Raw genomic sequence first — 15,345 nt, 5'->3', positions numbered from 1 at the left:
TAGGTGTCTTATAAATAATCAAGACATCTATTTTTTATACATGTACAATCGCTTTTATTTAGCGTACAATATTTTTTATGTGTTTGAATGCGCTTCTAGATGTATACACTTTGATAGTTTTAAAGGAGAAAAATGATGAAATCCGATATGAACAAAGACACCCGAGCCAAAAACGGACGCTCAAAGAAAAAACGCCTACTTTGGTTCCTTCTTATTCCATTACTGATTATAGCACTTGGAGCAGGGGGCTACTCCTTCCATATATACAGTAAAGCAAAGTCTGTATTAAGTAATGCCTATTCTGAACTGGGCCGCGGGGATAAATCCAGCAAACGTGAAAAAGCTGTGAAACCTATGACTGACAACATTTCCGTACTTATTATGGGTGTTGATGAAAGTGATATTAGGGACAAGAGTTATGGAAAAGCAACTCGTACGGATGCGCTATTACTTGCAACAATTAATAAAAACGATAAATCTGTTAAACTTGTGAGTATTCCACGTGACTCACGTGTCTACATTAAATCACGTGATAAATACGATAAAATTACACATGCGCACGTATTCGGTGGTGTGGACAGCACAATTGATACAGTAGAGAACTTTTTAGATGTTCCAGTTGATTACTATGTAAAATTCAACTTTAAATCATTTATCAAGATTGTCGATTCTCTTGGTGGTATTACTGTCGATGTTCCGGTTGAGTTTACAGAACAAAATAGTAAAGACGAAGCAGATGCAATTCACCTCAAAAAAGGACGTCAACATTTAAATGGAGAAGAGGCATTAGCACTAGCTAGAACTCGTCATATCGATAGTGATTATATGCGCGGTCAACGACAACAGCTTGTTTTAGAAGCTATTGCTGCAAAAGCACTATCTCTTAATTCCATTAATAAAATCGGTGGCCTCTTAGACGCTGTCGATAAAGACTTAAAAACAAATTTAACTTTTGATGATATGATGACAATTGCCAAAAATTCAATGGATTCCAATTTAAAAATGGACAAAATGCAAGTAGAAGGTACTGATAAATATATAGGTGGTATTTATTATTACGTTCCAAATGAAAAAAGCGTCAATAATATTTCGACAACACTACAAGAACATCTCGGTGTTACGAATAAAAATGAACATAAAAAATTATAATAAAAAGGCTGCTAGATCTTTCTAGACAGCCTTTTTATTATAATTTTCAACATATTTCTCGTGCATATTGTGACAAAAAGAGACAATTATTACAACAGTGTAACATTTTTTATAAAAACATTACACGCATAGTGGAAATAATAGTATACTAGTACGTACATAATGTTATTTTCATCATTTTTATACAAAAAATGTAATACATATATTTATACAAAAATTTCTGGGGGGAAATAAATGAAGCTAAGTAAAATACTGATCGGTTCTGCAATTACTGGAGGCATATTACTTTGTGTAGGCGGTGTTGGTGGATATCAATATGTATCCAAACTAAATAATCAATTAGATACTACTGCATTACCAAATACTACATTTGAAGGTATTTCTCTCGATGGAAAAAATAAAAAAGATATTCAAGCAATTATTAATCAAAAGGTAACTGAATTAGATCAAAAATCTCTTACCTACATATTCCAAAATGATAAACAAACGTACACATGGAAAGATTTAGGGATAAATTATAAGGAAAAAGATATTATTGACAAAATCTTTAAAGAACAAGAAGGAAACGCAATGAATCGTTACCAAATGCGGAAGCAGGCCGAAAACGGTGAATTAAAACGTGACTATAAATTAACAGCTCAATTAAATACAACTGCTTATGAAAGCTTTATGAAGGATAAATATAATGACACATTAAAAAATCCTGTTAATGCAGAATTAAGTGTTGAAGGCTCTACAGTAAATATTAGCCAAAGTCAAAATGGAGAAAAAATTGATAAAGGAAAATTAACTGATTTAACGCAGCAGGCCATTACTTCTGGCTCATCGGACGTTACATTACCAGTTACACTCTTAAAACCTGAGCGTTCTACAGAAGATATACAAAAAATGGGGATTAAAGAAGTAATTGCTGAATATTCAACTCCAATGGCTGGTCGGAATGGAAACCAGTCCTATAACGTAAATAAGTCAGCTAATACTTTAAGTGGAGTTATTGTCGCACCTGATGAAACGTTTAGTTTTAATGGCCGCGTTGGCGTAACGGATGCTGCCCATGGTTATAAATCCGCAGCAGTATTTTCACAAGGTAAAGTTATACAAAGTGCAGGCGGAGGCGTTTGCCAAGTTAGTAGCACTTTATATAGCGCAGCTTTAAGAGCAGATTTAGGAATTGTTTCTCGAAGCAATCATTCTATGCCCGTAAATTATTTACCACTTGGGCAAGATGCAGCAGTGGCAGATTATGGTCCGGATTTAAAATTTAAAAACAATACAGGCAATCATATTTATATTCAGGCATTTTCAAATGGAGGTAGTATTACTACTCGCATTTTCGGTACAAATACTGGTAAAAATGTTGAAGTTTCTTCTCAAGTAGTTAGTAGAGCTGGGGATAAAATAACAGCGGTTACGTATAAAAAAGTAACACAAAACGGTGAAGTAATATCAAATGGACAAATTTCAAAAAGCGTATATAAAAGTGCCCCAACACAATGAGACACCATCAAATTGGCAAACAAAAAAGGCGTGATCTATTCACGCCTTTTTCTTTTGCAATAATAGTAAAAAAGCTTCCAGATGGTCTTTCGTTTCTTCTAAAGACCACATACGATTTCCTTGCTTCGCAACTAATACGCACGCCTCTTCCCAAGCGCTCTTTTTCTTCATATATAATAATTCATCGCGTAACTTCAAAACAATTTCTTCATCCTCTTGCTCTAGAAACTCTTCCATCACGCCTACTATTTCATCCTCATGGATACTTAACGTACAATACGATTTGAGAAAATATTGTAATGTCGTATACATATTTACTCCCCCTTCTTATTTATCTGATGGATAAGAAGTAATGATCTTATATCCTAAATCTCCTGACTTATCTCTCGCCAAAACAGTAACAGTTTTTACTAACTTGTCTTTTACATTCATATTTTTCTTTATTACCGTTTTTCCAACTGGGAATGAATGAGTTGTATTTAATACGAGACGAGCCTCTTTAGAATTTTTTAACCAATCTTGAATTTCCTTATCATGCTGCTTCAAACTATCTTTTACAGCTTTCGTCGCTGTTTCCTTATCATAGTATGTACTTGCCGCTGATACTTTATCTGTCTTCAAGCGATTCTTCAAATCCTCTTCTGATTTTCCTACATGTCTTTCAATCGTATGACCATTTTTAGGTGGCCCTTCCATTTCATCTAAAATATTATCACTAATTTTTTCTACTGATGTCGATTGATTCCCTGTTTGTTTCTCTGTTTTTTGTTCTTTTCCTGCACATCCACTTAAGATCAGCATTAGTGCCAATAAACTACTCAAGAAAAGACTACTTATTCGTTTCATCATATCACCTCTTTCATGATTATTATCGTAACTCCACTAAAAGTCAATTTCACACCGAAAAAACATATACATTTTTAAAATTCCTCATCAATTTTGCCATATTATCACCCTAGTTTCATCAAACTACTATTTTGGACCCTATCCGAAATATACCCCTATATTTTTTAAATTATTTCCCGACTTAAAACACCACTTAAAACACCGAACAAACTCTGTAAATACAGGATTTATCCGGTGTTTTCCAAACCAGAAAAATATACCCCTCATTTTATATACCCTATACCTATATAAGGTATATAAACGGTGTTTTATCAACAGTTTCCTACATTATGTAAATTTGCACTTGCCTACACAATAGAAATATGGTGTAATGCAAAAAAAGATAAAGGATTTTAAACAATGGCTGAAACAATTCAAAACTTCTTAACAGACTATTATTCAATCGCAATTCCACTTAGTATCTTAATTAACATCATCATCAGTCTTTTAGGTTTTATCCCTAGTATTTTTTTGACCGCTATTAACATACAGCTCTTTGGTGTAACAAACGGGACCATTATTTCGATCGCAGGTGAGGCATTAGGGGCTATTATCTCGTTTTATATTTATCGTATAGGCCTTCAGAAATTCACTCACAACAAAGCAAATAAGTATCCAAAGGTAGAACGCCTACTTTATGTAGAAGGTAGAGAGGCCTTTCTACTCGTTCTATCGTTTCGATTCATACCTTTCATCCCATCAAGTATCGTTACTTTATTTGCCGCTCTAGGCAAAATGTCATTACTCTCTTTCAGTATTGCCAGCACAATAGGTAAAATACCGGCTTTGTTAATCGAAGTATATTCTGCCTATCATGTCATGAATGGAACGAATGAAGCGAAGTGGATTGTAACAATAGCGGGTTGTGTTGGATTGTTTTATTTGTGGAAAAAATGGAGAAAAAAATAAAGAAGGAGCATAGGCTCCTTCTTTATTTTTGAAGTATTTTATTAATAATACTCTCTTAAACCCTTAGTTTACACCAACAGCACTAAATGATTGCTTCACTGCTGCTACTTCCGCAGAAGTCGCACCATATAAATCAGCTGCAGCTTGTACTGCACCAGCACGAGCTTGGCTAAATGTAGTAGATTGCGTGAAATATTGTGTATTTGCACGGTAATAAATTGCACCTAACTTATCTTTACCAATACCAGTTACAGTTACACCAGAATGTGTACCACCATTTGCTAATAAATAAGCTTGTTTGTTAATGATACCACTGTTCGTATGAACTCCACCGTTATCACTTGAACCAGTGTAACGCTTAGAATAATGATCTGGATCACCATATTTCGCCGGATCACTCATAGAGCGAAGTGCATCTCCTGCTTTACCAGGCGTGTAAATATCTTCACCAATCTCCCAATCTGGATTACGGTTATCATAGAACTCTACTAATGTACCAAAGATATCAGAAATTGCTTCATTTAATGCTCCTGATTCATTTTGATAAATTAAATTCGAGCTATTTTCCGTAACCGCATGCGTTAATTCATGACCAATTACATCAATTCCACCAGATAATGAAGTAAACGTTACACCATCACCATCTCCGTATACCATTTGTGATCCGTTCCAGAATGCATTATTATAATTACTTCCGTAATGAACTGTTGATTTTAACGGCGCTCCTGCATCATTAATAGAATTTCTATTAAATGTAGCTTTATAGTAATCATATGTTTTACCTGCATAGTAATGAGCATCTACCGCTGCTGCATCATACGCTGCATTAAAAACATTATCTGCATCTGCCCATAATGTTCCTGGTAATGTTGAACGATTTTTCGCATCATATGTGAAAATCGTTGCCCCGCGTGTATTATCTTGTAAGTAGTAAGATGATCCAGATAACGTTGTATTAAGCGATTTCGTATCTCCTAATACCCCTTTACCAGTTCCTACTTTATTTGTTCCTGTTACAGGCTTTACAACTGCTTTTGCATCTTGCTTAGGAGCCTCTTGTTTAACTGGTGACTTATCATCATTCGTCACATGATCGATTGTATTAAACTTATTTAATACTTTACCGCTTTCTGCTTCAATGAAATAGTAGTAGTTTCCTGGGCTTGGATCTAAGAAGTTTAGATTTACAACGTATGCATATGTTGTTTCTTCACCATTTTGATATACATATAAGTCCGCTTTTGGTTCTACCTCATACTTAGGTGTAACACCTAAATCTTTTTGCGCAATTTCAATTGCTTTTGCGCCCTCGATCTTATTTTTATTCTTCAACTTTTCTTTTTTGTCTAAATCAGGTGCAACTGTTCCAGACAATACTTTTAAAGAACCATCTTTACTTACATGAGCTACTTGCGTAGAACCCCATACAGGTACTCCTTCGTATACTTGTTGCATACGTACTACTGTTGAATCAGTTACAGCATCTTTTTTCACTTGTTTTACTTTGAAAGAATCTTGCGCACTCTTTTCCCCTAACTTATAATCACCTTTTGCTGCGTTTAAGTAATCAAACACAACAGATTCTGCTTTCTTACCAGTCGCTCCAGTTAGATCACCAGAAATAAACTCAGGTGATTGCACCGTTTCATTGTACTTCTTCGTAGAGAGCACATTTTTAGAATCCGCAAATGCAGAGCCTGTCCCTCCAAACGTTGTAACTGCCATTCCTGCCGCTAACACTAACGCTAAACTTTTCTTTTTCATGAATCTTCCCCCTAATAAATTATTTTTTGAAAAAGAGTAGTTTTATCGTAGCACTATGTTTCCACCATTAATATACTAAAAATTCAAATAATTATTTTCTCAAGTTTTGTAGAATTTTGAGGAACAAATATTGAAAAAACCCCTTTCCGATTGGAAAGGGGTTTTTATTAAGAATTTATTACTTCTATTAGTTCTTTAGCTTGACCATACATATCTCCAGTCCAAGCATATTGAGGTTCTAACACTACTAATATAGCCACTAATGCTAGTGCACCAAAAATCATTTTCTTCATATTCATCTTCCTCCCTTTTCTTCTAATAAATTAATAGTTAGTCTATAATACCGATTACTTTCTTGGAATTCTAATACTTCTTCATGATATTTTGCTAATTCTAAATATACCTTTTTTAAATCTTTTTTATTTTCCTCTTGCTTAAAAAATGTTAAAGCTTCTGTTTCTAAAAACTTTTTATACACCCCCTTCTCTTCAAAATATTTATATTGAAGTATTAAAAGTGTATATAACATACTTTTATACTTCTCATCTCTTTTCGCAACTTCTATCCCTTTATTAATCCACTCTTTTACTTCTTCAAATTCCTTCAATTCAATACATTGCAATGCAATCTCATATACAGCATCAATATAATCTAAATCTTCTTCCTTCTTGTATTGTAAACATTGTAAATAATACTCTTTCGCTTTTGCATAATCCTTTAAATGGTAATGTAAATACCCCATGTTATTTAGAGCAATCGCTGTTATGTTATCTTTATCCGCAAAAGAATTAGCCTCTCTTAAAATATTTCTATAAATTCCTAAAGCTTCGTTATATTGTTTTTTCTGTATATAACTTAACCCTATCAATAACTGGCAATTAATCACATGACGAAATTTATATTCATTCTTAAAGCCTTCCATAGCTAAATGAGCAAAATGTAAAGCCATATGTTCTATTTCTAATTCATTATAAACAAGAGCTAAATTATAATAGATTCCAGTTTCATAATAGCCTTGTTCTTTCGCCATCACTTCAGTTTGAACTAAATAATCTAAGGCCGTTTTATATTTATGCTGTAAAAAATAATATAGACCTTTACTATACGTATATAATAATTTCTGAAATGGCGAATACTTTTTGTACATCTTTTTTAATCTCTCTAATTCTTCTTCAACAGCCAGAAAATCTCGTTTCATAATTAAATAACGCGTATACAGCAGTTTATAATAATTTATAATTTCAAAATCCAAAACATGCTTCATTTCACCTTGCAACTCTTCATATATGCGTTCTACTTGCGGCTTGTCCAAATGAACTAGTGCATTCAACCATTCATCTAGCTTCCCCTTCACATCTTCTTCTACATCTCTCAAATCCGTCACGGCAATTTCTAACCTTGTGCAGAGCAATTGTAGAATTTCTTCTGATGCCTCGATCTTTCCATTTTCGATTTTACTTAAGTATGAGACAGAACAAATGCCCTGACATAATTCTTCTTGTGTCATTTTTTGCTGTAGCCGTTTATAAAAGACTTGTTTGCCTATTTTTTCTAATGTTTGTTGCATTGTCCTCCTCCATTCTCATTACCCCCATTACTCTAATAATACATAAAATCTTGAGAAATATAAATTGATAAATGTTAATTTTCTAAAAAATATGCATTATTTCATTTTTTTCCCTCTTGACTACACTTTCATATCCATTCTTTGCTACGAGCGATGAAAAATTGGTATACTATAACCAAATTATGGAGGTGTTTTCGCGATGACTTATTATAAAGACGATAGCTATGCCTTACATACAGATTTATATCAAATTAATATGGCTTATACATATTGGAAAGATGGTATTCATAATCGCCGCTCGGTGTTTGATTTATACTTTCGAAAGCTTCCATTCGAGAACGGTTATGCTGTTTTTGCTGGCCTTGAAAAGATTGTAGAGTACATAGAAAACTTCAGCTTTACCGAAAGCGATATCGCTTATTTAGCAGAATTACAATTTGAAGAAGAATTCCTTCATTATTTACAAAATATGAAATTCACTGGGACCGTTCGAAGTATGCAAGAAGGTGAAGTTGTATTTAATAACGAGCCTTTATTACGTGTTGATGCACCGCTCGGCGAAGCACAAATTATTGAAACTGCCCTGTTAAACATTGTGAATTACCAAACATTAATTGCAACAAAAGCTGCTCGTATGAAGCACGCTGCAAATAATGATGAACTTTTAGAATTTGGTACAAGACGTGCCCACGAGTTTGATGCAGCTCTTTGGGGCACACGAGCTGCCTTTATTGGTGGTTTCTCATCTACGAGTAACGTACGAGCTGGGAAGCGCTTCGGAATACCTGTAGCAGGCACACACGCTCACTCTTTCGTTCAAGCGTATCGCGATGAATATGTCGCGTTTAAGAAATACGCTGAAACTCATAAAAAATGTGTCTTTCTCATTGATACATACGACACTTTAAAATCAGGTGTTCCAAATGCGATTCGCGTCGCGAAAGAGTTTGGGGATCGTATCGATTTTTATGGAATTCGCCTTGATAGTGGTGATATGGCTTATTTATCTAAAAAGGCAAGAAAACTACTAGATGAAGCTGGGTTTACAAACACAAAAATTATTGCTTCTAGCGATTTAGATGAATACACAATTATGCACTTGAAATCTCAAGGCGCAAAAATTGATGTATGGGGCGTTGGGACAAAATTAATTACGTCCTTTGAACAACCAGCGTTAGGGGCTGTCTATAAACTAGTTGCGATTGAAGATACTGATGGAAAGTTAAATGATACAATTAAAATTTCATCTAACCCTGAAAAAATTACCACTCCAGGACTGAAACGAATTTATCGCATTATCAATCGAGTTAACGATCATGCAGAAGGCGATTATATTGCATTAGATTCTGAAGAGCCAGGAAAAGAAGAACGTTTAAAAATGTTTCATCCTGTTCACACATATATAAGTAAATTTGTAACAAACTTTGAAGCACGCGAACTGCATAAAGACATTTTCATTAACGGCGAAAGAACATATGAACTACCAGGTATATTAGATATTCAAAAATATAACGAACAGAGTCTCGCACTATTTTGGGAAGAATATATGCGAACTTTAAATCCCGAAGAGTACCCTGTCGATTTAAGTCAAGAATGTTGGGATCATAAAATGAATTACATTCAAACTGTTCGAGAACAAGTTGAAAAAAATATACAAAAATAAAACAGAGAAGCTTTTCCTTCTCTGTTTTTTCAATACGATATGTATCTTTGTGGAAAATATATTAAAATAGTACGACAAATATTTTTTATTTGTAAATTTTAATATTTGTTATTATTTTATTGAGTCAATTTCAACAAAATAACCTAAAAAAGAGGACGCAGGTTGCGTCCTCTTTTTTATAAATCTTTCACTCGTAGTACACGCATTGCATTTAACACCGCAAGTAGTGTCACACCAACATCTGAGAAGACAGCTTCCCACATTGTTGCAATACCAAAAGCACCAAGTAATAAAACTAATCCTTTTACCCCTAATGCAAAGATGATATTCTGCCATACAATGCGTCGTGTGCGTTTTGCAATATTTAAGGCTGTTGCAATTTTTGAAGGCTCATCAGTCATAATAACAATGTCTGCCGCCTCAATCGCTGCATCTGATCCTAAACCACCCATCGCAATACCAACATCTGCTCTTGCTAATACCGGTGTGTCATTAATACCATCACCAACGAAAGCAACTTTTTCTTTTCCGTTCTTCGCCGCATCAATTTTTTCAATCTCTTCGACTTTTTGTTGCGGTAATAGTTCTGCGTGAACTTCATCTAAACCTAATTCTTTACCAACAGCTTCACCAACGGATTTTGCATCACCCGTTAACATGACTGTCTTCTTAATACCTAGTTCTTTTAATTTTTGAATTGCTTGTTTTGAATCTTCTTTTACCTCATCAGAGATAACGATATAACCTGCATATTCCCCATCTACAGCAACGTGAACTAATGTACCTACCGTTTCTGGTTGCTTAAATGTAATGTTTTCTTTTTTCATTAATTTAGCATTACCTGCAAAAATTTCTTTTCCTTGTACTTTTACGACTGTACCGTGACCAGAAATTTCGCTATACTCATCGATTATTTTTTCATCAATTGATTTTCCGTATGCTTTTCGAATAGATTGTGCAATTGGATGATTAGAATACACTTCAGCAAATGTTGCATACTCTAATAATTCTTCATTTGTAATACCTTTGCTTGGTTCCATTTTTGTAACTTTGAAGACACCTTTTGTTAATGTTCCTGTTTTATCAAAAACAATATATTTCACATCATTTAAAGCTTCTAAATAGTTACTTCCTTTTATTAACACACCACTTTTAGATGCACCACCAATTCCTCCAAAGAATCCAAGAGGAATAGATACAACTAACGCACATGGACAAGAGATTACTAAGAACACTAAAGCTCTATAAATCCATTCTGAGAATGTAGCTCCTTCTAAAATAAGTGGTGGAATAAACGCCATGATCGCTGCTGTAATAACTACAACCGGAGTGTAGTAACGCGCGAACTTCGTAATAAAGTTTTCTGTTGGCGCTTTTTTACTGCTTGCATTTTGAACTAAATCTAAAATTTTTGATACAGTTGATTCACCAAATTCTTTTGTAACTTCAATTGTTAATACGCCATTTTGGTTCACAAAACCACTTAATACATCATTTCCAACTTCGACTTCACGTGGTACAGATTCACCAGTCAATGCTGAAGTATCTACCATTGATGTTCCTTCAACTACTTTTCCGTCTAATGGTACTTTCTCACCAGGCTTCACGATAATATAATCGCCGATTTGTACATCTTCTGGTGATACTTGTTTCGTTTCATTTCCAACCTTCACATTCGCATAATCAGGACGGATATCCATTAATGAAGTAATTGACTTTCGGGAGCGATTGACCGCAATACTTTGGAATAGTTCCCCTACTTGATAGAATAGCATTACCGCAACAGCTTCTGAATATTGTTGAATCGCAAAAGCTCCTAGTGTTGCAATTGCCATTAAGAAGTTCTCATCGAACACTTGGCCGCGAGTTATGTTTCTTACCGCTCTCCAAACAATATCTCCGCCTATTAATAAATACGCAAGGACGAATAACGGAATTGTTATCATTTGTGGTAAGCCAGCTAATGCAGCAATTGCTGTCAAAATTCCGCCGACCACTAATCGTCCTACCATCTTTTTCACATTTGCTTCACCATGGTCGTGACTATGTCCGTGGTCATGACCACCTTTTTCTTCACGAACAACTTTTACATCTGGTTCTAACTTTTGAACGACATTTGTTATATTTGCTATAGTCGCTTCTAATTCTCTTTTATTCGCTACTTCAACTCTTAATTTCTTTGATACGAAATCAACAGTTGCTGCTGAAACAGTGGGCATTTCTTTCACTTTATTTTCAATCTTCATCGCACAGTTTGCGCAATCTAAACCTTCTAATATAAATACTTCTTTCGCTACTTTTGTGTTGTTTTCTTCTTGTACTTTAATGTGCGGTTCTAATTTTGTAACGAGTTGTTTTGCTTCTGTAACAACTTCGCTTTCTTTATTTTGTGCTGTTTCTAAAACCATTGTTTTTGTCGCGAAATTTACAGAGCAAGAATTTACTCCTTCTATATTCCCAACGCCTTTTTCAATTTTCATTGCACAGTTCGCACAATCTAAACCTTCTAACACCAGTTTCTTTTTCACTAATGCTTCAGCCATCGTTCTCCCTCCTCGCGTTCTTTTTATTCTTCCTCGTTTACGTGTTCAAACGCTTGCTCGAAGATATGAATTACGTGCTGGTCAGCTAACGAATAATAAACGACCTTTCCTTCTTTACGATTCTTTACAAGTTTCGCTTGCTTTAACACACGAAGCTGATGTGAAATAGATGATTGTGTCATTCCTAATAAATACGCTAAATCACACACACACATTTCTGCTTCAAATAACGCATGTAATATTCTCGTACGTGTACGATCACCTAATACTTTAAATAGTTCTGCTACTTTACTTAAACTTTCATCAGTTGGAATTGTTTGTTTTACTTGATCAACAACTTCTTCATGAATTATCGTTTGAGAACATGTCTCTTGTGGTGTTTCTACTTTATTTCCAGCCATTATAGCTCACCTCTTCATTTGAACATATGAACAATCATTCATATATCTTATACTCTTATTATATGAGCGTCCATTCATATGTGTCAATGAAATCTCATACATTTTTCCGAACATTTTGTTCATATTTTAATAAGGCTTACACATATTTTCCACATCCATTACATTCTCATACGAAAAAAGGATGTACATTTTGCACAAAAGAAAAAAGCCTTGCGCGCTCCCTAGACGCACAAGGCTTACTATACTTATATCCCTTTTAATCAGCTGTTAATTAGCTTGTTCTAAATTATCCTGTGAACTTCCATCGTCTTTTAAATGACTATGTTTTTTCGAATAAACAAAGTATACAACTACTCCGATTGCTAACCAAACACCGAAGTATATCCATGTTTTTAACGGTAAATTTACCATTAAGAATAGACAACATGCAACTGAAATAATCGGTAAGATTGGTACAAGTGGTACCATAAATCCGCGTTGTAATTTCGGATGTGTTTTACGAAGAATGATAACAGTTACACCCACCATCGCAAATGTTAATAACGCTCCAATATTCGCTAAATTTGACAATTCTTTTAAATCGATAAATCCAGCAATTAATGCACTACCAATTCCTGTTAACCAAACTGAAAATGTTGGTGCTTCTGTCTTTTTATTAATTTTTGCAAATGATTTTGGTAATAAACCGTCACGGCTCATCGCGAAGAATACACGTGTTGTTGCATAAATGTAAGCAAAAATTACAGCCATAATACCAATTACAGCTCCAATTGCGATTATACCTGCTACTTTGTCTTGGCCTACAACTTCTAACACATATGCCATAGCTTCTGGTACATCTAATTCCTTATAAGAAACCATACCTGTCATAACGAGACAAACTACAACATAAATGATTGTACAAATAACTAACGAAGCAATAATACCAATCGGTAGATCACGTTGCGGATTTTTTACTTCTTCAGCAGAAGTTGCTAATGCATCAAATCCTAGGAAAGCAAAGAATACTGCTGCTCCTCCGGCGAAAACTCCACTTATGCCGTACGGTGCAAATGGTATCCAGTTTTCTGGTTTCACGTAGAATACACCAACTGCAATGAATAAAACAACAATACCAATTTTAATTAATACCATTATGTTATTCACACGCTTACTTTCTTTCGTACCTCGTGATAATAACCAAGTTATCACCAACGTAACGATAATTGCGGGTAAGTTCACCATACCACCTTGCGATGGAATCGTTAACAAGGCTTTAGGAATTTCAAGTCCTAATCCACTAACTAAGTTATTGAAATAACCCGTCCATCCGCCAGCTACTGCGGCAGTTGTTACGACATATACGGATAACAATGTCCATCCCATTAAATGGGCAACAAACTCACCAATTGTTGCATATGAATATGTGTACACACTACCTGAAACAGGAAGTGTAGATGCAACTTCTGCATAACATAATGCTGCAAATCCACAAACAATTGCTGCAATCATGAATGAAAAAATAACTGCTGGACCAGCATCTCTTGCTGCTACTAATCCTGTTAATACTAGAACTCCTGTACCGATTATCGCACCAATCCCTAGCATTGTTAGGTCGAATGCCCCTAGCGTTTTCGTTAAAGTTTTACTTTTACTTTCCCCTAACAATTGCGTAACGGATTTCTTTTTAAATAGGTTGGCCACGATGTATGCCCCCTTTTGCCAAGAAGAGCTAAGAGATCTTCACTCTTAGCTCTTATCATGTTGGTTTATATATTGTTCGATTTTGTTTTGTATAATGCTTCTATTAGCAAGATACTGTTTCTGCTTCTAATAATTCTTTAGCACCTTTGTACTCTACACCGTGAGCTTCTGCAACTGCTTCGAATGTTACATAGCCGTCTAATGTGTTAATACCTTTTAGTAATGCAGAGTTGCCTAGGCAAGCTTCTTTATAGCCTTTGTTAGCAATTTGTACTGCATATGGTACTGTTACGTTTGTTAATGCAAGAGTTGATGTACGTGGAACCGCACCTGGCATGTTTGCAACTGCATAATGAACAACGCCGTGTTTTTCGTAAGTTGGGTTATCATGAGTTGTAATACGGTCAGTTGTTTCGAAAATACCACCTTGGTCAATCGCGATATCTACAACAACAGAACCTGGTTCCATTGATTGAATCATTTCTTCTGTTACAAGTTTTGGCGCTTTTGCACCTGGGATTAATACTGCACCGATTACAAGATCAGACTCTTTTACAGCTTCTGCAATATTGTAAGGATTAGACATTAAAGTTTTTACTTGGTTTCCGAAAATGTCATCTAATTGACGAAGACGTTCTGCACTTAAGTCGATGATTGTTACATCCGCACCTAGTCCAACTGCAATTTTAGCAGCATTTGTACCAGCTTGTCCACCACCGATGATTGTTACTTTACCACGTTTAACCCCTGGAACACCTGCAAGTAAGATACCTTTACCGCCTTTGTTTTTCTCAAGGAATTGTGCACCAATTTGTGCAGCCATACGACCAGCTACTTCACTCATAGGTGCAAGTAATGGTAGAGAACGGTTTTCTAATTGTACTGTTTCATATGCAATAGAAACAACTTTCTTTTCGATTAATGCTTTTGTTAATTCTGGTTCTGGAGCTAAGTGTAAGTATGTGAATAAGATTAAACCTTCGCTGAAGTGTTTGTATTCGCTTTCAACTGGTTCCTTAACTTTCATAACCATTTCCATGTTCCAAGCTTCTTCAGCCGTATCAACAATTTTTGCTCCCGCTTCAACATACTGAGCATCTGTGAAACCAGATCCTAGACCTGCACCCTTTTGAATGAATACTTCGTGATTGTTACGAATTAAATGTACAACACCTGCTGGTGTCATTGCCACACGGTTTTCGTTGTTTTTAATTTCTGCTGGTACCCCAATACGCATAATGAAATGCCCCCTTATAATTAACAGAAAAAAGAAAGTCTTTTTTC

Annotated in this window: 13 protein-coding genes; 4 read left to right on the top strand and 9 right to left on the bottom strand. The window is 35.1% G+C overall.

The window, feature by feature from the left end; all coding sequences use genetic code 11:
* Positions 1 to 132: 132 nt before the first annotated feature.
* Positions 133 to 1,149: an LCP family protein gene (locus AC1DMU_RS21490; RefSeq protein WP_286675865.1), complete on the top strand. Its 1,017-nt coding sequence runs from the start codon at positions 133 to 135 to the stop codon at positions 1,147 to 1,149.
* 234 nt (positions 1,150 to 1,383) lie between these two features.
* Positions 1,384 to 2,646, top strand: a complete 1,263-nt coding sequence (locus tag AC1DMU_RS21485) for a VanW family protein (RefSeq protein WP_088061812.1) — start codon at positions 1,384 to 1,386, stop codon at positions 2,644 to 2,646.
* 39 nt (positions 2,647 to 2,685) lie between these two features.
* Here AC1DMU_RS21485 and AC1DMU_RS21480 read toward each other — a convergent pair whose 3' ends face one another.
* Together AC1DMU_RS21480 and AC1DMU_RS21475 are read right to left on the bottom strand one after the other, a co-directional pair.
* Complete coding sequence (locus AC1DMU_RS21480) at positions 2,686 to 2,958, bottom strand: hypothetical protein (protein WP_088061810.1); 273 nt, start codon at positions 2,956 to 2,958, stop codon at positions 2,686 to 2,688.
* 15 nt (positions 2,959 to 2,973) lie between these two features.
* The gene (locus AC1DMU_RS21475; protein ID WP_000822712.1) at positions 2,974 to 3,492 is read right to left on the bottom strand and encodes an RNase A-like domain-containing lipoprotein; all 519 of its coding nucleotides are present in this window, start codon (positions 3,490 to 3,492) and stop codon (positions 2,974 to 2,976) included.
* A 399-nt stretch (positions 3,493 to 3,891) separates the two neighbouring features.
* Here AC1DMU_RS21475 and AC1DMU_RS21470 point away from each other — a divergent pair, with 399 nt between their 5' ends.
* Positions 3,892 to 4,440 carry a TVP38/TMEM64 family protein gene (locus AC1DMU_RS21470; RefSeq protein WP_088061808.1) on the top strand — a complete coding sequence of 183 codons (549 nt, stop codon included), beginning with the start codon at positions 3,892 to 3,894 and terminating at the stop codon, positions 4,438 to 4,440.
* A 63-nt stretch (positions 4,441 to 4,503) separates the two neighbouring features.
* Here the strand turns inward: AC1DMU_RS21470 and AC1DMU_RS21465 are convergent, their stop codons facing one another.
* From AC1DMU_RS21465 to AC1DMU_RS21455, 3 genes are all read right to left on the bottom strand, one after another.
* Positions 4,504 to 6,204, bottom strand: a complete 1,701-nt coding sequence (locus AC1DMU_RS21465; RefSeq protein ID WP_088061807.1) for a M4 family metallopeptidase — start codon at positions 6,202 to 6,204, stop codon at positions 4,504 to 4,506.
* A 167-nt stretch (positions 6,205 to 6,371) separates the two neighbouring features.
* Entirely contained in the window at positions 6,372 to 6,497 is a 126-nt protein-coding gene (locus tag AC1DMU_RS21460; protein WP_131933998.1) for an NprX family peptide pheromone, read from the bottom strand.
* A 2-nt stretch (positions 6,498 to 6,499) separates the two neighbouring features.
* Positions 6,500 to 7,771 carry a helix-turn-helix domain-containing protein gene (locus AC1DMU_RS21455; protein WP_088061805.1) on the bottom strand — a complete coding sequence of 424 codons (1,272 nt, stop codon included), beginning with the start codon at positions 7,769 to 7,771 and terminating at the stop codon, positions 6,500 to 6,502.
* Positions 7,772 to 7,970: 199 nt separating this feature from the next.
* Here AC1DMU_RS21455 and AC1DMU_RS21450 point away from each other — a divergent pair, with 199 nt between their 5' ends.
* Positions 7,971 to 9,434 (top strand): nicotinate phosphoribosyltransferase, encoded by a 1,464-nt coding sequence (locus AC1DMU_RS21450; protein ID WP_088061803.1) that lies wholly within the window; start codon positions 7,971 to 7,973, stop codon positions 9,432 to 9,434.
* A 176-nt stretch (positions 9,435 to 9,610) separates the two neighbouring features.
* Here AC1DMU_RS21450 and AC1DMU_RS21445 read toward each other — a convergent pair whose 3' ends face one another.
* The 4 genes from AC1DMU_RS21445 to ald form a co-directional block, all read right to left on the bottom strand.
* Positions 9,611 to 11,977, bottom strand: coding sequence for a heavy metal translocating P-type ATPase (locus tag AC1DMU_RS21445; protein ID WP_088061801.1), 2,367 nt, complete (start codon positions 11,975 to 11,977; stop codon positions 9,611 to 9,613).
* A 23-nt stretch (positions 11,978 to 12,000) separates the two neighbouring features.
* Positions 12,001 to 12,378 carry an ArsR/SmtB family transcription factor gene (locus AC1DMU_RS21440; protein ID WP_000918377.1) on the bottom strand — a complete coding sequence of 126 codons (378 nt, stop codon included), beginning with the start codon at positions 12,376 to 12,378 and terminating at the stop codon, positions 12,001 to 12,003.
* A gap of 267 nt (positions 12,379 to 12,645) precedes the next feature.
* Positions 12,646 to 14,061 (bottom strand): amino acid permease, encoded by a 1,416-nt coding sequence (locus AC1DMU_RS21435; RefSeq protein WP_048562855.1) that lies wholly within the window; start codon positions 14,059 to 14,061, stop codon positions 12,646 to 12,648.
* A gap of 103 nt (positions 14,062 to 14,164) precedes the next feature.
* Positions 14,165 to 15,298 (bottom strand): alanine dehydrogenase, encoded by a 1,134-nt coding sequence (gene ald, locus AC1DMU_RS21430; protein WP_088061799.1) that lies wholly within the window; start codon positions 15,296 to 15,298, stop codon positions 14,165 to 14,167.
* Positions 15,299 to 15,345 lie beyond the last annotated feature (47 nt).

The sequence above is a fragment of the Bacillus sp. 01N45 genome (assembly GCF_056399205.1).
The sequence above is the reverse complement of the archived record's forward strand: the minus strand, read 5'-3'. Positions and strand labels throughout refer to the sequence as shown.